We start from the raw sequence: 18406 nt of genomic DNA on the forward strand, positions 1-18406 counted from the left end.
CCCGTCCGGGACCGCCGGGCCCTGCCCGTGCCGGCGCGCTACGCCGCGGCGGCCGCCGCGGCCGGGGTGTAGTGCCCCGCGTCGTCGCCTTCGAGGATGCGGCTCGACTCGCCGTCGACGCCCACGGGCGCGTCGCCGGCGACGGTGACGCGGTGCAGGACGCGCGGCAGGTCGCCGTAGTCGTCCGGGGCGTAGTGCTGGGTGATGCGGTTGTCGAACAGCACGAGGTCGCCGGGGTTCCACGCGACCCGGACGATGTTCTCCGGGCGGGTCACGTACCGCTGCAACAGCCGCAGGATGTCGCGCGACTCCGTCCCGGACAGCCCCACGATCTCCTGCGCGAACCCGCCGATGAACAGGCCGCGCTCGCCCGTCTCCGGATGCACCCGCACCACCGGGTGGACGGTCCGGTAGCGGCGCGCGGTGAACACCTTCCGGTATTCGAGGGCCTTCTCGGTGTTGCTGCGCGGCACCGCGTAGTCGTAGTCGTTGGTGTGCACGGCCCACAGCCGCTCGGCGAAGTCCCGCAGCTGGTCCGGCAGGTCCCGGTAGGCGGCGGCGGAGTTGGCGATGAGCGTGTTCCCGCCGTACGGCGGGACGACCAGGGCGCGCAGCGTGCTGAGCTTCGGCGGCGTCCGGACGAACGTGACGTCGGTGTGCCAGTTGTTGGACCGGATGCCCTCCTCGCCGTTCACCGGGAGGATGTCGGGCTGGCCGTCCACGGACGGGACGGTCGGGTGCGCCCGGGTCAGCTCCCCGAACCGGGAGGCGAAGCGGAGCTGGCCCTCGTCGTCGAGGCCGGCGCCGCGGAACACCAGCACCTTGTGCGCGAGCAGCGCGTCGTTGACCTCCTCGAACGGCAGCTCGTTCGGGTCGGCCCCGGTGTACTCGGCGCCGATGCGGCCGCCGATGCGGCGGAATTCGGTCATGGTCGTGCCCTTTCTAGCGGCGGACGGTGGGGTCGGCGAGCCGCAGCAGCAGCCGCAGCAGGCCGTCGAAGGCGAAGCCGAGCACGGCGATCTCGGCGATCCCGCTGAAGATCAGCGGCGTCTGGAGGTAGTTGCCGGCCTGCAGGATGAGGTAGCCGACGCCGCCGGTGGCGGCGATCATCTCGGCGGCGATGATGGCGGTCCACGCGCCGCCCATCGCGATCCGCATCCCGGTGATGACGCCGGGCACGGCCGCGCGCAGCCGCACGTGCAGCATCGTCCGCACCTGGGAGGCGCCGAGGCTGCGGCTGGCGTTCAGCAGGTCGGGCGGGACGGCGTCGAGCGCGCCGAGCGTCGCGACCGTCACGACCGGCAGCACCCCGAAGAAGATCAGCGCGATCTTCGAGGTCTCGCCGATGCCGAACCACACCACGAGCAGCGGGATGAACGCGATCGGCGGCAGCGGCCGCATGATCGCGATGAGCGGGTCGGCGAGCTCGCGGATCACCCGGACCCCGGCCATGGACGCGCCGAGCGCCAGCCCGGCGGCCGTGCCGAGCAGGAATCCGGCGAGGATCCGCCCGGTGCTGATCAGCGCGTCCGCGACCAGCGTCTTGCCTTGCACTTCCGGGTACGGCTTGCCGAGGTACTCGGTCAGCGTCCGGGCCGTCTCGGTGACGGTCGGCAGCGTGACGGCGTCGCCGATGACCAGCGCGGCGATCTCCCAGACCACCAGGGCGAGGGCGATCGCGCCGGCGCCCGTCCAGACCCGCCGCCACGAGCGCGAGGAGCGCGGGGCGTCGGCGGGCGCGCCGGCGGCCGCCGGGGCTTCGGTCGTGGTCGTCACCGTTCCAGCACCTCCCGGATGCGGCGCTTGGCGTTCACGAACGCGAGCGTCTCGGTGTCCTCGTACGCGCGGGGGCGCGGCAGCTCGATGTCGATGACGTCCTTGGTGCCGGCGGGCGGCGCGGACAGCACGCACACGCGGTCGCCGAGCAGCGCCGCCTCCTCGACGTCGTGGGTGACGAACACGATGGTGGTGCGGTGCTTCTGCCACAGCTCCAGCAGGAACCGCTGCATGGCGGCGCGGGTGATGGCGTCGAGCGCGCCGAACGGCTCGTCCATCAGCAGCACGCCCGGCCGGTTGACGAGCACCCGCGCGAACGCGGCGCGGTGCCGCATCCCGCCGGACAGCTCGTGCGGGTAGGCGTCGCGGGCGTCGGCGAGCCCGACCGTCTCCAGCAGCCGCTCGGCCTCCTCCCGCACCCGCGGGGTCAGCGCGCCGCGCGCCTTCGGCCCGTACAGGACGTTCTGCCAGGTCGTCAGCCACGGGAACAGGTTCGGCGTCTGGAACAGCACGCCCCGGTCGTGGCCGGGCCCGGTGACCGGCCGGCCGCCGACCAGCACCTCGCCGGAGTCCGCTTCGGTGAACCCGGCGACGATGTTCAGCAGCGTCGACTTCCCGCAGCCGGACGGGCCGAGCAGGCACAGGAACTCGCCCGGCCGGACGTCGAGGGTCACTCCGTCGAGTGCGGGGCGGCCGGGCCGGCGCCGCCGGCTGAACGTCTTGCGGACGTCCCGCAGCCGCACCCCCGCGGGCTCGTCGACGGCGGGCTCCGCGGTCGCGGTTCGGGTCTCGATGGCGCTCACTTGCAGCCTCCGGACTGGGCCTTGTCCCAGAAGGACGGATCGATGTGCTTCGCGATCCGCGCCTGGTCGGGGACGCTCTTCGCGCGGCCCTGCGTGACGAGGAACTCCGCGGTCAGCTTGAAGTTCTGGGCGAGCTTGCCCGTCGCGGCCGTCCCGTCGGGGCCCTTGAGCCAGGCGCCCTCCTCGGCGGCGGGGATGTACGGGTAGGTCTTGGTCGCGGCGATCGCGTCCGCGGGCGTGACCCCGACGAACTTGGCCGCGGGGGCGATGTACTCGTCGGCCTGCGGCCCCTTCACGAGCGCCTCGGCCTTGGACATCTGGCAGACGAGGGCCTGCACCACGTCGCGGTGCTGCCGCGCGTACGGGGTGGAGACCGCCAGCATGTTGACGGCCGCGTAGCCGAGCCTGGCGATGTCGGTGGAGCGCACCAGCACGCGCGCCTTGTGCTTCTCCAGCTCCAGCAGGAACGACTGGCTGATGTAGACGGCGTCGATCTTGCCCGCCTTCCAGGCGGCGGCCTCGGCGGCCTCGCTGGCGAAGCTGGCGATCTGCACGCGGTCCGTGAGGCCCTGCGACTTCAGCCAGCCGCGCAGCTGGAAGTCCAGCGTGGAGCCGACGAGCACGCCGACCTTGCGCAGGTCGCCCGGCGCCTTGATCTTGTCGTCGACGGCCAGGCCGGAGGCGTCGATGCCCTCGACGTACACGGCCGTGACGTCGGTTCCGCTGGTGAAGGCGCCGGTGAACGGCGGGTTGCCGACGCCGGCGACGAAGGAGAAGGCGCCGGCGCGCAGCTGGGCCATGCCGGCGACGCCGCTGTCGATCGGGCGCAGCTCGATCTTCCCGGGGACCTTGGCCGCCAGGTCCTTGCGCGCCGCGACCACCGCCTCGGGGCCGGCGACGGCGCCCTGGAAGTAGCCGATCTTGATGGTGCCGGTGGCGCCGCGCGCGGACGTCCCGCACCCGGCGGCGGCGAGCGCGAGGGCGGCCGCGGCCGCGGCGATCCGGACGAGCCGCGCCCTTCCGAGCGGCGGCGTTCCGGGCAGGGGTTCTCCGGGCAGGGGTTTTCTGAGCATGGGAAACGTGTGTTCCTCGGGCGAGCGGCCGGCTCGTGCCCTGGTGCAGGGCGCCGGACCTGGGGGACGGGACGGGCGGGCTCCGCGGGGCGGGGCCGCGGGCGGGTCGTCAGGCCGGACAGCGCGCGGCGGCCACGCGGAGCAGGTCCACGTGGCGGCGGCGGACGAGGCGGGGCCGGAGGCGCATGCCGGTATGAGAACACGGCGGGCGCCCTCTATGCAACTATTCCTACTTGTTTAATCTGAAATCGCCCGGATGGGGCGGCCCGCGGCGGCGTCAGCGCGGCCGCGGGCCGTCCGGCGCCGGCATCACGTTCGCCGGCTTGAGGTCGCGGTGCACGACCCCGGCGCGGTGCACCGACACCAGCGCCTCCACGAGGCTCGCGCCCAGCCCGAACACCGCCGACACCGGCAGCGGCCCGTGCGCGGCGACCGCCTCCTGCAGCGACATCGCGCGTCCGGGGACACGTCCGGTACGCGCCGCCCCTTCAGGCGGCGCGGCGGGGTCAGGCGCCGCGCGGCCCGGCGGCGGAGGCCATCCCGGGCGGCGCCGACGCGAGGGCCCGCTGGATCGCCTCGACGAGCGCGAGCGCCGCCTCCTCGGTCAGCTCCACGGCGACCCGCGCGGACGGCCCCTCGGACGGGTTGGTGAAGTCGATGTTCAGCGTGTGCTCGTGCGTCGAGTGGAACGGGTGGTCGACGTAGACCGCCCCGTCCGTCAGCGTGAACCAGCCGGACGCGCCCTTGGCGGCTCCGGCCAGCGCGACCTTGTGGGTCTGGTAGGTGCACATGCGGGGTCTCCCTTCAGGACGCGAGGTGCCGGCCGTAGAAGTCGAAGATGCGCTTCCAGCCGTCGACGGCGGCCTCGGGACGGTAGGCGGTCCGCTCGACGGAGAAGAACGCGTGCCCGGCGCCCGGGTAGCTGTGGAACTCGTGCTCCTTGCCGAGCCTCGTCAGCTCCGCGTCCAGCTCGGCGACCTCGTCCGGCGCGGGGAACTGGTCGTCCTCGCCGAACAGCCCGAGCAGCGGGCAGGACAGGTCGCCCGCCTTGGCGATCAGCGGCCCCGCCTTCAGCGGGAACTCCGCCGGCGGCTCCTTCACCACGAACGCGCCGTAGCAGTCGACGGCCGCGTCGATGTCCAGCGACACCGCCGCGAGGAACGCCTGCCGCCCGCCCGAGCAGTACCCGATCACGCCGATCCTCCCGTTCGCGCCCTCCAGCGAGTTGAGGTACGCGGCGGCGCCGGCGACGTCCCCGACGAGCTGCTCGTCCGGGACGCCGCCCTTGGCGCGGGCGGCGGCGGCCTGGTCGTCGGGGCTGACGCCCTTGCCCTCGCGCGAGTACAGGTTCGGGCAGATCGCCGCGTACCCGCGCGCGGCGAACGTGCGGGTGATCTGCTTGGTGCCCTCGTCGTACCCGGGCAGGTGGTGGATCACGACCACGCCGCCGCGCGGCCGGTCGCCGAGCGGGCGGGCCAGGTACGCCTCGAGCTCGGCGCCCTCATGGCCGGTGATCGCGACGGTGCCGGCCTGCATCTGGTCAGTCATGGGTGCGCAACGCTCCGTATGCGGATGTGGACACGGTCGGGCGCGGTCCGCGGACCGGCCGTGCGGACCGTGCCAGTCTGCCCCATGGCCCCCGCCGCGCCACCGGGCACCCCGCCGCGTCGGCGCCCGCCCCGCCGGGGACTGCGCCTCGGACCCCGGCGTCAGCCGTTGAGCGTTCCGGCGCCGAGCAGCGCGAAGAGCAGCAGGCCGACGGCGACCCGGTACACCACGAACGCGGTGAAGGTGTGCCGCGCGACGAACCGCAGCAGCCAGGCGATCGAGGCGTAGGCGACCACGAACGACACCGCGGTGCCGATCGCGAGCGGCAGCGCGCTCTCGCCGGACCCGAGGGCGCCGGGCAGCTCGTACAGGCCGGCGCCGGTCAGCGCGGGGATGCCCATGAAGAACGACAGCCGGGTGGCGGCGAGGCGGTCGAGGTTCAGCAGCAGGCCCGTCGAGATCGTCGCGCCGGACCGGGAGAAGCCGGGGAACAGCAGCGCGAGGATCTGCGAGGAGCCGACGAGCATCGCGTCCCGGAAGCCGGTGTCGTCCTCGCCGCGCTTGTTGCGGCCGTACCGGTCGGCGAGCCACATCACGACGCTGCCGACGATCAGCGAGCCGGCCACCACCCACAGCGAGGCGAGCGGCCCCTCGATGAGCGGCTTGGCGGCGACGCCGACGATGACGACGGGGACGGTGGCGAAGATGACCCACCACGCGAACTTGTAGTCGTGGTGGTACCGCTCCTCCTTGTTCGCCAGGCCCTTGAACCAGGCCCCGACGATCCGGACGATGTCGGAGAAGAAGTAGACCAGCACGGCGGCGATGGCGCCGACCTGGATGACGGCGGTGAACCCGACGACGCCCTTGTCGTCCACCGGGACGTCCATCAGCCCCTCGACGATCTTCAGGTGCCCGGTCGAGGACACCGGCAGGAACTCGGTGAGGCCCTCGACGACGCCGAGGACGATGGACTGGCCGACGTTGATCACGCTCAATGGACGGTTCCCTCACGCCTCGTCACCGGCTCGGTGACGCGAGCCTACCCCCGCCGGCACCGCGCGCGGCGGGTCTGGCCGGACCCGGGCGCGGCGGGCCGCCCGCTCGCCGGACCCCGGGCACGGGGGTGCCGCTACCAACCGTGACGCCGCGCCGCGTCGCGCCGCCGCCGGATCCGGAAATCCGGCCGTATCCAGGGAATTCGGCGGTCACGCTGGGCTAGCCTGAGCGCACGAAACGCCGCAATGGAGGCAGGGCGCATGAATCGCAGCGAGTTGGTCAAGGCCGTGGCGGACCGGGCGGGCGGCGAGGAGGCGGTCGCGCGCCGGCACGTCGACGCGCTGTTCGAGGCGGTCATGGAGGCGGTGTCCGCCGGGGAACGCGTCGTCGTCACCGGGTTCGGGGCGTTCGACCGGTCCTCCCGCCCGGCGCGCAGCGCCCGCAACCCGCGCACCGGGGCGCCCGTCGAGGTGCCCGCCGCGCTCGTCCCGACGTTCCGGTTCGGGCAGACGTTCCGCAACCGCGTCGCGCAGAGCGCCGTCCCCGCCGAGGTGGCGGCCCAGGTCGAGGCCGCTCCCGCCGAGGCGGCCCCCGCGGTCGAGGACGCGCCCGCCCGGCCGAAGAAGCCGAAGAAGGGCAAGAAGGCCGCCGCCAAGAAGGCGACGGAGAGGGCCCCGGAGAAGGCGCCGCAGAAGGCCCCGAAGAAGGGCAAGAAGGCGGCCGCGGAGACCACCGCGCCGAAGAAGAAGAGCGGGAAGGCCAAGGCGCGGGCCAAGAGCGGGAAATAGCCGCGCCGCGCGGGCAACCATTGCGGCCGGCCGGCCGGTAGATGTCGGCGGACGATCTACTGGGAGGTCGGATGCGGGAGCGACCGGACTACGCGGCGTACGTGACGGAGCGGTCGCCGCGGCTGCTCAGAACGGCCTACCTGCTGTGCCGCGACTGGGCGCTGGCGGAGGACCTGCTGCAGACGGCGCTGGTCAAGGCGTGGCGGGCGTGGCGGCGGGTCGGGGACAACCCCGACCCGTACGTGTACCGGATCCTCGTCAACACGCACGCGTCGTGGGCGAAGCGGCGCTGGCGCGGCGAGCGGCCCACCGAGCGGCCGCCGGACGCCCCCGACCCCGCCGACGGCATCGGCGCCGCCGAGGACAAGGCCGTGCTGTGGGCCGCGCTCGGCCGGCTCCCGCAGCGCCAGCGCGCGACGGTCGTGCTGCGCTTCTTCGAGGACCTGTCCGAGCCGCAGGTCGCCGCGATCCTCGGCTGCTCGGTCGGGACCGTGAAGAGCCAGACCAGCAAGGCGCTCGCCAAGCTCCGGATCGATCCCGGCGTGCTGGCCGCCGCGCCGCGGGGAGGGGAGTGACCATGGCCCACGACCTGAAGGACCTGACCGCGGTCATGGAGGCCGAGAGCGCCCGCGGCGTCCCGTCGCCGGACCTGCTGGACGGCGTCCGCCGCCGCGTCCGGCGCGGCAACCGGCTGCGCGCCGCCGCCGCGGCCCTCGGCGTGGTGCTGGCGGCGGGGACGGCTTTCGGGGCCGTCCGGCAGTTCGGCCCCGGCGGCTCGGCGGACCCGGAGCAGGGGGGATCGGCGATCACGGGCGCCGTCAACCGGGCCTTTCCCAAGAGCCGTTCGGTCCAGGGCCTGAAGCCGGTGACGGAGAGGCGGTTCTCCTGGTACGGGCGACTCGCGCGCATCACGTTCACCCCGACCGGGCCGTACACGATGTTCACCACCTACTGCCCGAACGGCGCCACCAGCTTCGAAGTGGTGAACGGAGAACCGGCGAACGCCGACTGCGGGGGAGCGCAGTTCATGCTCACCACCCCCGGCGTCCCCACCACCGTCCGGATCGCGGTCCTTCCGACGGACGAGGCGCGGCAATTCGACATGACGGACGACCCCGCCGCGCTCGACCGGTACCTGGCGGGCCGCGAACCGAGGCGGGGGAACTGGAGCGTCCGCGTCTACAGCGGGCCGTGCACGTCCGCCAACTGCAAGCTGATGCGGCGTCTGGCCCCCGCCCCGCAGCCGCCCCTGACGGGGCTGGCGAGCCTCGGCCGGGCGACGGGCACCGCCGACGGCCGCGCCCGCACGGTGCCGCTCCACGAGCGGGTCACGGCGCTGCGGCTGCGGGTGACGTGCGCGGACGGCGCGGCGCACGCCGTGGTCCGGATCGCCGGGCGCGCGAAGGTCGTCGAATGCGAGGCCGCCGAGTCGAAGGGCGTCGTCTGGGACACCGACGTCCCGGGAGGGACGGACGCCGTCGGCGTCGCCGTGCTGCCGGCCGAGGTGCCGAAGGTGGACGGCACCGGCGACGCCGCGCTGGCGAAGGCGATGAAGGGCGTGAAGCCGGACGGCACGCGGACCCTGGAGGTCTACGCCCGCTGAGCCGCGGGCCGCCGGGCCGGGGAGGGCGCGCGCTGGCCCGGCCCGGCGCGCGCCCTGGCCCGGCCCGGCGCGCGTTCAGGCGCGCTCCGGCCCGGCTCGCCGAGCGCCGCGCGGATCCGCGGACGCCCAGGTCGGCCGGGTTACGCTCGCGAAGTGATCTTGAGTGGTGGGCGGCGGGGAGAGCGCCCGGGGGCGCCGCTGACGCGGCGGCGGCTGCTGTCGGCGGCGGGCGCCGCGACCGCCGCGGCGTTCGCCGCCGAGTTCCTCCCGCCGAACGTGCGCCGCGCCCTGGCGGCCCCGCCGCCGCGCCGCCGGGGGAGCCTGAAGGACGTCAAGCACGTGGTGATCCTCATGCAGGAGAACCGCAGCTTCGACCACTACTTCGGGACGCTGCCCGGCGTCGCCGGGTTCTCCGACCCCGCCGCGATCACGCTGGGCACCGGCCGGTCGGTGTTCTACCAGCCCGACGACGTCAACGAGGCCGGCTACGTCCTGCCGTTCCACCTCGACACCACCAGGAGCAGCGCGCAGGCCATCCCGTCCACCAGCCACGCGTGGAGCGTCCAGCACGCCGCCTGGAACAACGGGAGGATGGACGGCTGGCTCGCCGCGCACCGCGCCGCCGACGGGGACAACGCGCCCTACGTCATGGGCTACTACACGCGCGAGGACATCCCGTTCCACTACGCGCTGGCCGAGCAGTTCACCGTCTGCGACCGCTACCACTGCTCCGTGCTCGGCCCGACCTGGCCGAACCGGCTGTATCTGATGAGCGCGAGCATCGACCCGGACGGCGACGACGGCGGCCCCATCACCGGCAACGTCGACCCCGAGCCCTACACCTGGGACACCTACCCGGAGGCGCTGACCGGCGCGGGCGTGAGCTGGAAGGTGTACCAGGAGGCCGACAACTACGGCTGCAACATCCTCGAGCCGTTCGCCGCCTTCCAGGACGCCCCGACGAGCTCCCCGCTCTACAAGAACGGCATGCGGACGTACTCGGCGGGCCAGTTCGAGTACGACGCCGCGCACGACCGGCTGCCGACGGTGTCGTGGATCATCCCGACCAGCTACCAGTCCGAGCACCCCGACTACACGCCCGCCGCGGGCGCCGACTACGTCGCCGCGAAGATCGACGCGATCGCGTCCAACCCGGACGTGTGGGCCAAGACCGTCTTCATCCTGAACTACGACGAGAACGACGGGCTGTTCGACCACGTCCCGCCGCCGACCCCGCCGCCCGGCACCGACGGCGAGTTCGTCGACGGCGTGCCGATCGGCGCCGGGTTCCGCGTCCCGTGCGTCATCGTGTCGCCGTGGACGCGCGGCGGCTGGATCGCGAGCGAGCCGTTCGACCACACCTCCCCGCTGCGGTTCCTGGAGCGGGTCACCGGCGTCGAGATCCCGAACATCAGCGACTGGCGCCGCGCCGCGTTCGGCGACCTGACCTCGGCGTTCGACTTCGGCGGGAGCCCCGGCGGCCAGGCGTTCCCGCGGCTGCCCGGCACCAAGGGGCCCCTCGCCGACGCGGTCACCGGCGTCACGTCCCTCCCGCCGCCCGCGCTGCCCGGCGCGGACCAGACCCCGCCCGTCCAGGAGCACGGCCCGCGGCCCCGCCCGCGGCGCTGAACCGCACCGACAGCGACAGGAGACCGGCATGGTGCGAGGACCGCGTGGATCGCGTGGATTACGTGGGTTGAGTGGATTGCGAGGACTGCGGGCGCTCGGCCTCACCGCGGCCGGCGCCGCCGCGGGCACGGCGCTGGCCGCGCTGCCCACCGCGGCGTTCGCGCTGGCAGGCCCGGACCCGGGCGCCGGGGCGCCGGACGAGCAGGGCGTCCAGCCGGGCGCGCCGTCCTGGGCGCCGTTCGTCCCGCCGGCGCCGCGGCCGCCGGAGGTCCCGGCGGTCAGGCCGGGCGTCCCATACGTGCCGCCGGTGCCGTCCCCGTGGGGACGCGGCCGGGCCGCGCAGGACGGCTCCACCGCCTACATCGCGCTGGCCGGCAGCGGCCGGGTCGCGCGGGTGGACGTCGCCACGCACACCGTCACCTCGACCGCGATCCGCGCCGACACCGCCGAGGGCGTCGCCGTCACCCCGGACGCCCGGAAGGTGTACGTCGCGGCCACCGGCCAGTACCAGGTGTTCGCGGTGGACGCGGCCACGCTGCGGGCGGTGCCGATCGTGGTGGGCGCCCACCCGCAGGACGTCGCCGTGTCGCCGGACGGTTCGCAGGCGTACGCGGCCGTCACCGGCGGCGACACCGGCCCGGGCGGGTCCAGCACGGTCGCGGTCATCGACACCCGGACCGACACCGTCACCCGCCGCATCGACGTCGGCGCGGCGCCCCGCCGGATCGCGTTCGCGCCGGGCGGGAAGGAGGCCTACGTCACGACGGCGCGCGGCCTCGCCGTCGTCGACACCGCGAAGGGCGAGGTCGCCGGCCAGGTCCCCGGGATCCCGGACGCGCAGGGCGTCGCCGTCTCCGCCGACGGGTCCCGCGTGTACGCGACGCAGCCGGACGCCGATCTGCTGTACGTGGTGGACGCCGCGAGCCGTGCCGTGACCCGCGAGGTGAAGGCGGGCGCCGAGCCGTGGGCGGTCACCGTCACCCCGGACGGCCGGAAGGTCTACGTCGCGGACATGAACTCCGACTCGGCGGGCGTCTACGACGCGGCGGGCCGCAGGCACCTCGCGGACGTGCCGGTGGGGCGGCTGCCCGCGTCGATCGCGGCGACGCCGGACGGTTCGGAGGTCTGGGTCGGCAACGGCATGACGGGCACGGTCTCGGTCATCGACACCTCCGCCGACGAGGTCGTCACGACGGTCCGCGGCGGTTCGCGCGCCGAGACCCTCGGCGCGCGTCCGCTCGACATCGCCTTCGCCCGCACCCCCTGACCCGGGGTCAGGCGCCGATGGCGGCGCGCTTGCGGGCGATGCGGACGGCGTGCTGGAGGCTCTCGAGGTCGTAGGCGCCGTGGTGGCGGCGGCCGTTGACGAAGAACGTCGGGGTGCCGGAGACGCCGCTGAGGTCGGCGGAGTCGACGTCCTCGGCGATCCGGGCCGTGCCCGCGGACCGGCGCATGTCGTCGCGGAACCGCGCCACGTCCAGCCCGATCTCGCCCGCGTACCGGACGAGGTCCTTGGCCTGCAGCGCGTCCTGGTGCCGGAACAGCAGGTCGTGCATCTCCCAGAACGCGTCCTGCGCGGCGGCGGCCTCGGCGGCCTGCGCCGCGAGATGCGCCTGCGGGTGGACGTCGGTGAGCGGCAGGTGCCGCCACACGTACCGGACGTCGCCCTGCCCGGCGAGCAGCTCGCGGATCACCGGCTCGGCCTGGCCGCAGTACGGGCATTCGAAGTCGCCGTACTCGACCACGGTGACCGGCGCGCGCTCCGGGCCGCGGACGTGGTCGCGCTCGGCGTCGACCGGCGCGGCCAGGTCGATCACGCTCTGCGCGGTGCCGAGCAGCGCGACCACCCGCGGCCGCGCCGGCAGCAGCGCCGTCACCCGGACGACCAGCCAGGTCAGCACCGACGCCAGCAGCGCCGCCGACAGGATGCCGACCTTGGCCTCGGCGAGCCGGTCGCCGGTGAACGCCAGCGTCGCGATCAGCAGCGCGGCGGTGAAGCCGATCCCGGCGATGGCGCCGCCGCCCCCGACCGCCGCCCACCCGACCGGGGGCCGCAGCCGGCCCCGGCTCACCACCGTCACCAGCCAGGACAGCCCGAGGATGCCGACCGGCTTGCCGACCACGTAGCCGACGACGATGCCCAGCGTCACCGGCGAGGCGAACGCGTGCCGCAGGAACCCGCCGGAGACCGGGATCCCCGCGTTGGCGAGCGCGAACAGCGGGACGATCACGTAGCTGGTCCACGGGTGGTACAGCTGCTGCAGCCGCTCGTTCGGCGAGATCGCCGCGGCGACGCCGACCCGCGCCGACCGGGCGAGCTCCGGCGTGGGCTGCTCGCGGAACAGCCGGAACACCTCGCTGGCGCGTTCCAGGTCGGTGCGCGCAGCCGGGTAGGCGTAGGTCAGCAGGCCCATCGCCAGGCCGACGACGATCGGTTCGACGCCTGAGGAGTTCAGCGCGAGCCACGCCGCGGCGCCGAGCACCGCGTACACCGGCATCCGGGCCACGCCCGCCGCGCGGACCAGCAGCACCACGCCGAGGACGCCGACCGCGGTCAGCAGCGGCCCGGCCGAGACGTCCTCGCTGTACACGGTCGCGATCACCAGCAGCGCGACGAGGTCGTCGACGACGGTGACGGTGAGCAGGTAGGCGTGCAGCCGGCCGGGGAACCGCTTGCCGACGAGCGTCAGCACGCCGAGCGCGAACGCGGTGTCCGTCGACATCGCGGTGCCCCACCCGTGCAGGGCCGGGCCGCCCGCGTTGATCGCGAGGTAGATCGCCACCGGGACGACCATGCCGCCGATCCCGGCCGCGAGCGGCAGCGCGAGCCGGCGGCGCTCGCGCAGCTCGCCCATGTCGAACTCGCGGCGCGCCTCCAGCCCGACGACGAAGAAGAACAGCGTCATCAGCCCGCTGTTGATCCAGGTCCGCAGGTCCATCGAGAGGGCGTGCGGGCCGGCGCGCAGCGACGCCTCCGTCCCCCAGAAGCCCTCATAGGACGATTCGGAGACGTTCGCCCAGACGAGCGCGGCGATGGTCGCGGCGAGCAGCACGACCGCGCCGCCCGTCTCGGTGCGCAGGAACTCCCGCAGCGGCGTCTGCAGGCTGCGGGCCCACGCGGTCCGGTCCGACAGCGGCCCGGCGGCCGGCCCCTCGCGGCGTTCCGTCATCGCGGCATCGTCACCCGATGTGCGGGCGGTCCAGCCGGGCCCACGCGGCGTCCCACATCTCCTCGCGGTCGCGGTCGCAGCGCCGCCGGACGAGCAGGTAGACCGCCAGGGGCGGCAGCGCGGCGGCGCCGGCCGCGCCGGCGCCCGCGAAGACGGCGCCCGCGACGGTGCCGGTGCGGTCCTGCGGCCGGCGGGACATCTCGCCCCGCTCGTCCACCCAGATCCGCAGCGGGGTCCCGATCCGCGTCGTCCGCCCCGCGGCGATCACCGCCGAGCGCTCCCGGCCGTCCGGGGCGGTCCAGGCCAGCCGGGCGTAGGTGTAGCGCTGCTCGTCGCCGTCCTGCTTCTCGATGCCCGCGACCCGGGCCGTGATCCGGTGGTGGCCGGCCGACTCCGCGCGCTCCGCCCGCACCCCGGCCGCGTAGGCCATGGACGCCACGCCCGCGCACGCGGGCGGCGCCACCACCGCGAACACCGCCGCCGCGCCGATCCCGACCGCGCGCTGCCGCCGGTCGACGCCGCGCCGCAGCGCGTTGCGCTCGAACCCGAGCCGGCGGCGCAGCCGCAGCAGGCCCGCCCGGGCGCGGCGCGCACGAAGGCTGATCATGGCTCCCTCCCCGACGGGTCCATCGTCTCAGCCGGCCCCGCCGGGCGCGGCGCCGGGTTCGGGGGTGCGCACCGAGACGCGGGTGACGCCGGGCACCGTCCGGGCCAGCACGTCCGCGACGCGCCGCGCCGCCTCGTCGGCCGGGCCGGTCAGCACCACGACCCCGTCCCGCACCGACACCTCCCAGGCGTGCCCGCCGGGACCGTACTCGTCGATCGCGGCGAGCACGTCGTCGCGGATCCGCGCGTCGCCGCGGGCGAGCAGCGCGATCAGGTCGCGGCGGCTGACGATGCCGACGAGCACGGCGCCGTCCAGCACCGGGACGCTCTTGTGCCGGGTCCGCATCATCGTCTCGGCGAGCTCGGCGACGTCGGTGGTGGGCCGCGCGGTCTCCACCTCCCGCGTCATGACGTCCTCGACGTGCCGCGGCGGGGGCCCGGCCGCGGTCGCGACGGGTCGGGAGAACGCCCGCGGGTCGGCCTCGAACGCACCGCGCAGCAGGTCCATCTCGCTGACGATCCCGGCGAGCCGGCCGGTGCCGTCGACGACGGGCAGCGCGGTGATGTCGTGCTCGTGCAGGACGCGGACGGCCTGGCGGACCGTGGCCGTCCGCGGGATCGTCACGACGGGCGAGGTCATCGCCTCTCGGACCAGCATGGCGCCCTCTCCTTCAGCGTCTCGTCCTGTCTACATCTCCAGCACCGGCCGCCGCATGCGCGGCGCGCGGCCTACCGCGGCCTACCGCGCCCCACCGCGCCCTACCGCGCCCTACCGCGCCCCGGACGCGGGCCGCCGGTAGATGGTGATGGAGTGGCCGACCTCGTCGATCGGCTCGCTCGTTCCGATGAGGGCGAGTATGCGGGGATCGGCCTTGGCGATCCAGCTGTCGGACACGGCGAGGATCCCGCTGACCTCGCCGGGCGGGACGGAGAGGGGGTCGGACGCGGTGATCCCGTAGCCGGACGGGACGCCGCTGCCCTTGTAGGCGAGCCAGACCCGCTGCCCGGCGTACCGGTCGCGGAGCCGGTCGGCGAGGCGCCCGAGGTCCTGGCCCCAGTCCACGTTGGAGTCGTGCAGGCGCAGGTGCGTCTTGGACGGCCCGCCGAACGCCTCGTTCGAGTAGGGCAGGTAGTACGGGAACGTCCGGACGGAGCTGACCGCGACGAACAGCGCGAGGGCCGTCGCCGCGACGGGCGTCCACCGCCACCGGAACGCGACGGCGCAGCCCGCCGCGACCGCGAGGAAGACCGGGACGAAGATCGCGTACCGGACGCCCAGGTCGCGGGACCCGGCCATCGCGGCGGCCAGCAGCACCGCCGCCGGGAGCAGCACGTACGGCGCGGCCGGGCGCAGGCGCCGCACCGAGAGCAGGGCCGCCGCGCCCGCGAGCCACAGCGCGAGCATCCCCAGCGGCGTCTTCACCAGCAGCGCGGCGGGCAGGTAGTACCAGAGCGACCCCTGGTAGTGGCGGCCGAACAGGAACCCGGTCCATGTCGCGTCCTCGAACCCGAACTGGACGCGCATCCCGTCCCGGTACGGCCGGGGGAGGGGCAGCACGTCGGCGGCGAGGCCGCGGAGGCCGCCGACGGACGGCAGGTTCGGCGGCGCCGTCCACCGCAGCCGCGGGTCGACGGCCAGGTAACTCGCCCACACCACCGCGACCGCGATCGCCGCGACCCCGGCCGCCGCGGCGGCGGCGCGCAGGATCGCCTTCGCGCTGTCCTGCTGCCGGTACGTGGACCAGACCGGCACGGCCGCGAGCACCAGGAGGACCGGCACAGCGACGAGCGTGTTCATCTTGGTGGCGAGCGCCGCGCCAAGCGCGGCCCCGGCGAGCGGCAGGTACGGCAGCGGCCGACCTCGCGCCCGCCACAGCAGCCACGCCGCCGTCAGGACGAACCCGGCCGCCGCCACGTCCAGCGTGGCCAGCGACCCGTGCGCGATGACGTCCGGCGAGAACGCGTAGAGACCGAGCGCCAGCAGCCCGCCGGCCGCGCCCGCGAGGTCACGGGCGAACGCGAAGACGACCAGCCCGAACAGCAGCGTCAGCACGATCATCGGGAGCCGGGCGGCGAGCATCACCCGTCGCGGGTCGTTGCCCGAGGCGTACAGCAGGTGCTGCCCGATCGCCTCCTCCGGGCCGCTGTAGGCCCGGTCGAGGCGGACGCCCGCCGCCTCCGTCCCGATCCCGATGATCAGCTTGCCGAGCGGCGGATGCTCCGGGTTGTCGCGCAGGTCGTGCTCGCGCAGGTACAGCACGGACGCGCCGGCGTACACCGGCTCGTCGATGGTCGGCGTCTGCTGCACGGCGGTCGTGACCATCGCCGCCGCCATCGCGGCCAGCAGCGCGACCACCGCGGCCGCCACCGCCACCGACCTCATCCCCCCAACCTCCCACCATCGGGGCCGGAGGTCACCTGTGCGACGCCGCCGGAGCCGAGGAGGCGGACGGCGCGGAGCCGAACGCGGTCAGGAAGCGGTCGCGGAACGTGCTCATCGGCCAGACCGGGGAGGTCCGCGCGGGACGCAGCCCGTCCTGCCAGCCCCATCCGGAGATCCGGTCCAGCACGGCCGGGTCGCGGGCGACGATCGTGACCGGGACGTCCCGGCTCGCGTTCTGCCCGGCGATCGTCGGCGCCGGCTGGTGGTCGCCGAGGAAGACCAGCACGGTGTTCTTCGTCCCGTAGGTCAGCATGTAGGAGACCAGGGTGTTCAGCGTGTACTCGATGGACTTGCGGTACTCGCCGCGGATCCTGCCCGACGACGGCCACGCCGCGTTCTCGCCCTTGCCCATCCCGTCGAACACCGACCCGTCGCCGACCGTCCTCCAATCGACCAGGCTCGGGATCGACGCCCACGGCGCGTGGCTCGACACCAGCGCCAGCTCCGCCATCACCGGCGCCCGCTTCGAGGCGCTCAGCTCGTCGCGCTGCAGCGTGTTCAGCGTGTACTGGTCGGGCATGGTCGCGTAGCTGAACCGGGGCCCCTTGTAGCCGAGGTTCCGGTCGTCGTAGACCTTGTCGTAGCCGTAGAACGACGCCTCCGGCCACGCCCGGGTGATCGCCGGCTGGACGGTGAGCGTCCGCCAGCCCGCCTCGCCGAACGCGCGGGTGAGCGTGAACCGGCTGCTCGACGTCAGCGTCCGGTACCGCTGCTGGTTGTCGATCCACAGCCCGGACAGCAGCGTCGAGTGCGCGAGCCAGCTGCCGCCGCCCGCCGTGGAGGAGGTGAGGTAGCCGCTGCGCGCGCCGAACCCGGCCGCCTTCAGCTGCCGGGTGCCCGCGTCCAGCACCGCGTCCACCTGCGGCGCGTACTCGGGGTGCTCGACCGCCGAACGGCCATAGCTCTCCACGAACGCCAGGACGACGTCCTTGCCGCGCAGCCCGGTGAGCATCCGGCTCGGGGGCGTGTTCCGGAAGGCGTCCACGGCGGCCTGCTTGGCGAACACGCCGCGGTCCTTCAGGCTCGTCCGGACCTGCCGGGCGTGGTCGTAGGCGAGCTCGGCGGCGCCGCCCGACGCGAGCGGCACGCCGGGCACGGCCTGCGCGCCGAGCGCGGCGGACGCGACCCACGCCGTCCCGAGCACCGCGACGCTCCGGCCCGTCCACGTCCGGTGCCGGACGGCGAGCCGGGTCAGCCGCAGCACCGCCAGCGCCATGAGCACCGGCACGGCGACGACCAGCAGCACGATGAGCGCGGTGAGGCCGATCGCGGCCGGCCGGCCCACGGAGGTGTCGATGAACTCGAACCCGGGCCGCAGGAAGCTCCAGTCGAACACCGGGTTGAACGGCCGCACCAGGACCGAGTCGAAGCCCATGTCCAGGACCTTGAGGATGACCAGGATCCCGAGGACCGCGCCCACCGGGGCCGCGACCCAGCGCCGCGCCCGCGCGGGCAGCACCAGCACCAGCGCCGCGACGACCAGCGCCTCCACCGGGATCCGGACGAACTGGCCGGCCGACAGCCGGCCGAGCTGGTCCGGCGCGTCGAGGGCGAACAGCACGAGCAGGCACGCCAGCGCCGTCGTCGCCCATCCCGCGACGCGCCGCACCCGCCCCTTCGCCGGCGCGCCGCCCGCATCCGATGCGCCGCCCGCATCCGATGCGCCGCTCGCGTCGGGCGCGCCCTCTGCCACTGGCGCGCCTTCTGCCCCTGGCGCGGCGCCGCTCTCCCGCGCGTCCTCGCCGTCGCGCCGCCCGCTCGCCGAACGGAACGCATGAAACACCGGCATGTCGGTTCTCCCCAGCCTGGCCCGTGACCGCCGTGCCCCTCCCGCCCCGGCATCGATCGCGCGGTGGGCACACCCGGTTGTACGGTTCGCGGCGTTCGCCGGTTCAGCCGGAAACGCCGCCGGCGGGGCGTCCGGCGCATGACGAAGGCCGCCGCGGGGACGGTGCGCGTCCCCGCGGC

19 protein-coding genes are annotated in these 18406 nt (G+C 74.7%); 5 read left to right on the forward strand and 14 right to left on the reverse strand.

Translation table 11 applies throughout. The features are described from left to right. Positions 1 to 38: 38 nt before the first annotated feature. From AB0C78_RS48515 to AB0C78_RS48555, 9 genes are all read right to left on the reverse strand, one after another. The gene (locus tag AB0C78_RS48515) at positions 39 to 929 is read right to left on the reverse strand and encodes a TauD/TfdA family dioxygenase (protein WP_360762005.1); all 891 of its coding nucleotides are present in this window, start codon (positions 927 to 929) and stop codon (positions 39 to 41) included. Positions 930 to 942: 13 nt separating this feature from the next. Then, the gene (locus tag AB0C78_RS48520) at positions 943 to 1776 is read right to left on the reverse strand and encodes an ABC transporter permease (protein WP_360762007.1); all 834 of its coding nucleotides are present in this window, start codon (positions 1774 to 1776) and stop codon (positions 943 to 945) included. Beyond that, positions 1773 to 2579: an ABC transporter ATP-binding protein gene (locus AB0C78_RS48525; protein WP_225992074.1), complete on the reverse strand. Its 807-nt coding sequence runs from the start codon at positions 2577 to 2579 to the stop codon at positions 1773 to 1775. Before AB0C78_RS48525 ends, AB0C78_RS48520 begins: the two co-directional genes overlap by 4 nt. Continuing rightward, positions 2576 to 3652 carry an ABC transporter substrate-binding protein gene (locus tag AB0C78_RS48530; RefSeq protein WP_360762009.1) on the reverse strand — a complete coding sequence of 359 codons (1077 nt, stop codon included), beginning with the start codon at positions 3650 to 3652 and terminating at the stop codon, positions 2576 to 2578. Before AB0C78_RS48530 ends, AB0C78_RS48525 begins: the two co-directional genes overlap by 4 nt. Before the next feature lie 109 nt (positions 3653 to 3761). Next, positions 3762 to 3839 (reverse strand): putative leader peptide, encoded by a 78-nt coding sequence (locus tag AB0C78_RS48535; protein WP_360762034.1) that lies wholly within the window; start codon positions 3837 to 3839, stop codon positions 3762 to 3764. 90 nt (positions 3840 to 3929) lie between these two features. Then, on the reverse strand, positions 3930 to 4103 hold the full coding sequence (locus AB0C78_RS48540; RefSeq protein ID WP_360762011.1) for a hypothetical protein: 174 nt from the start codon (positions 4101 to 4103) through the stop codon (positions 3930 to 3932). A gap of 55 nt (positions 4104 to 4158) precedes the next feature. Continuing rightward, positions 4159 to 4443 carry a DUF6295 family protein gene (locus AB0C78_RS48545; protein WP_151543706.1) on the reverse strand — a complete coding sequence of 95 codons (285 nt, stop codon included), beginning with the start codon at positions 4441 to 4443 and terminating at the stop codon, positions 4159 to 4161. A 13-nt stretch (positions 4444 to 4456) separates the two neighbouring features. Continuing rightward, positions 4457 to 5200, reverse strand: coding sequence for a dienelactone hydrolase family protein (locus AB0C78_RS48550; protein ID WP_360762013.1), 744 nt, complete (start codon positions 5198 to 5200; stop codon positions 4457 to 4459). A gap of 161 nt (positions 5201 to 5361) precedes the next feature. Further along, a complete protein-coding gene (locus AB0C78_RS48555; RefSeq protein WP_360762036.1) occupies positions 5362 to 6192 on the reverse strand; it encodes an undecaprenyl-diphosphate phosphatase in 831 nt (276 codons plus the stop codon). Between the two features lie 267 nt (positions 6193 to 6459). Here AB0C78_RS48555 and AB0C78_RS48560 point away from each other — a divergent pair, with 267 nt between their 5' ends. From AB0C78_RS48560 to AB0C78_RS48580, 5 genes are all read left to right on the forward strand, one after another. After that, a complete protein-coding gene (locus AB0C78_RS48560; protein ID WP_360762015.1) occupies positions 6460 to 6987 on the forward strand; it encodes an HU family DNA-binding protein in 528 nt (175 codons plus the stop codon). 71 nt (positions 6988 to 7058) lie between these two features. Further along, positions 7059 to 7562: a SigE family RNA polymerase sigma factor gene (locus tag AB0C78_RS48565; RefSeq protein WP_360762017.1), complete on the forward strand. Its 504-nt coding sequence runs from the start codon at positions 7059 to 7061 to the stop codon at positions 7560 to 7562. Between the two features lie 2 nt (positions 7563 to 7564). Continuing rightward, positions 7565 to 8590 (forward strand): hypothetical protein, encoded by a 1026-nt coding sequence (locus AB0C78_RS48570; RefSeq protein ID WP_360762019.1) that lies wholly within the window; start codon positions 7565 to 7567, stop codon positions 8588 to 8590. A gap of 153 nt (positions 8591 to 8743) precedes the next feature. Continuing rightward, positions 8744 to 10219 (forward strand): alkaline phosphatase family protein, encoded by a 1476-nt coding sequence (locus AB0C78_RS48575; protein ID WP_360762021.1) that lies wholly within the window; start codon positions 8744 to 8746, stop codon positions 10217 to 10219. A gap of 67 nt (positions 10220 to 10286) precedes the next feature. Further along, positions 10287 to 11486, forward strand: coding sequence for a YncE family protein (locus tag AB0C78_RS48580; protein ID WP_360762023.1), 1200 nt, complete (start codon positions 10287 to 10289; stop codon positions 11484 to 11486). A gap of 7 nt (positions 11487 to 11493) precedes the next feature. Here the strand turns inward: AB0C78_RS48580 and nhaA are convergent, their stop codons facing one another. From nhaA to AB0C78_RS48605, 5 genes are all read right to left on the reverse strand, one after another. Beyond that, positions 11494 to 13389: a Na+/H+ antiporter NhaA gene (gene nhaA / locus AB0C78_RS48585; RefSeq protein ID WP_360762025.1), complete on the reverse strand. Its 1896-nt coding sequence runs from the start codon at positions 13387 to 13389 to the stop codon at positions 11494 to 11496. A 10-nt stretch (positions 13390 to 13399) separates the two neighbouring features. Further along, positions 13400 to 13996 carry a hypothetical protein gene (locus tag AB0C78_RS48590; RefSeq protein ID WP_360762026.1) on the reverse strand — a complete coding sequence of 199 codons (597 nt, stop codon included), beginning with the start codon at positions 13994 to 13996 and terminating at the stop codon, positions 13400 to 13402. 27 nt (positions 13997 to 14023) lie between these two features. Then, positions 14024 to 14653: a CBS domain-containing protein gene (locus AB0C78_RS48595; protein WP_360762028.1), complete on the reverse strand. Its 630-nt coding sequence runs from the start codon at positions 14651 to 14653 to the stop codon at positions 14024 to 14026. Between the two features lie 111 nt (positions 14654 to 14764). Then, entirely contained in the window at positions 14765 to 16378 is a 1614-nt protein-coding gene (locus tag AB0C78_RS48600; protein ID WP_360762030.1) for a phospholipid carrier-dependent glycosyltransferase, read from the reverse strand. 31 nt (positions 16379 to 16409) lie between these two features. After that, entirely contained in the window at positions 16410 to 18047 is a 1638-nt protein-coding gene (locus tag AB0C78_RS48605; RefSeq protein WP_360762032.1) for a sulfatase, read from the reverse strand. Positions 18048 to 18406: the final 359 nt, after the last annotated feature.

Source organism: Actinomadura sp. NPDC048394, assembly GCF_040651755.1.
Classification (GTDB): domain Bacteria; phylum Actinomycetota; class Actinomycetes; order Streptosporangiales; family Streptosporangiaceae; genus Spirillospora; species Spirillospora montaniterrae.

Coding starts and splice junctions, on each gene's coding strand:
- AB0C78_RS48515 (WP_360762005.1), bottom strand. CDS start 929: ATGACCGAATTCCGCCGCATCGGCGGCCGCATCGGCGCCGAGTACACC.
- AB0C78_RS48530 (WP_360762009.1), bottom strand. CDS start 3,652: ATGCTCAGAAAACCCCTGCCCGGAGAACCCCTGCCCGGAACGCCGCCG.
- AB0C78_RS48535 (WP_360762034.1), bottom strand. CDS start 3,839: ATGCGCCTCCGGCCCCGCCTCGTCCGCCGCCGCCACGTGGACCTGCTC.
- AB0C78_RS48540 (WP_360762011.1), bottom strand. CDS start 4,103: ATGTCGCTGCAGGAGGCGGTCGCCGCGCACGGGCCGCTGCCGGTGTCG.
- AB0C78_RS48545 (WP_151543706.1), bottom strand. CDS start 4,443: ATGTGCACCTACCAGACCCACAAGGTCGCGCTGGCCGGAGCCGCCAAG.
- AB0C78_RS48550 (WP_360762013.1), bottom strand. CDS start 5,200: ATGACTGACCAGATGCAGGCCGGCACCGTCGCGATCACCGGCCATGAG.
- AB0C78_RS48560 (WP_360762015.1), top strand. CDS start 6,460: ATGAATCGCAGCGAGTTGGTCAAGGCCGTGGCGGACCGGGCGGGCGGC.
- AB0C78_RS48565 (WP_360762017.1), top strand. CDS start 7,059: ATGCGGGAGCGACCGGACTACGCGGCGTACGTGACGGAGCGGTCGCCG.
- AB0C78_RS48570 (WP_360762019.1), top strand. CDS start 7,565: ATGGCCCACGACCTGAAGGACCTGACCGCGGTCATGGAGGCCGAGAGC.
- nhaA (WP_360762025.1), bottom strand. CDS start 13,389: ATGACGGAACGCCGCGAGGGGCCGGCCGCCGGGCCGCTGTCGGACCGG.
- AB0C78_RS48590 (WP_360762026.1), bottom strand. CDS start 13,996: ATGATCAGCCTTCGTGCGCGCCGCGCCCGGGCGGGCCTGCTGCGGCTG.
- AB0C78_RS48595 (WP_360762028.1), bottom strand. CDS start 14,653: ATGCTGGTCCGAGAGGCGATGACCTCGCCCGTCGTGACGATCCCGCGG.
- AB0C78_RS48600 (WP_360762030.1), bottom strand. CDS start 16,378: ATGAGGTCGGTGGCGGTGGCGGCCGCGGTGGTCGCGCTGCTGGCCGCG.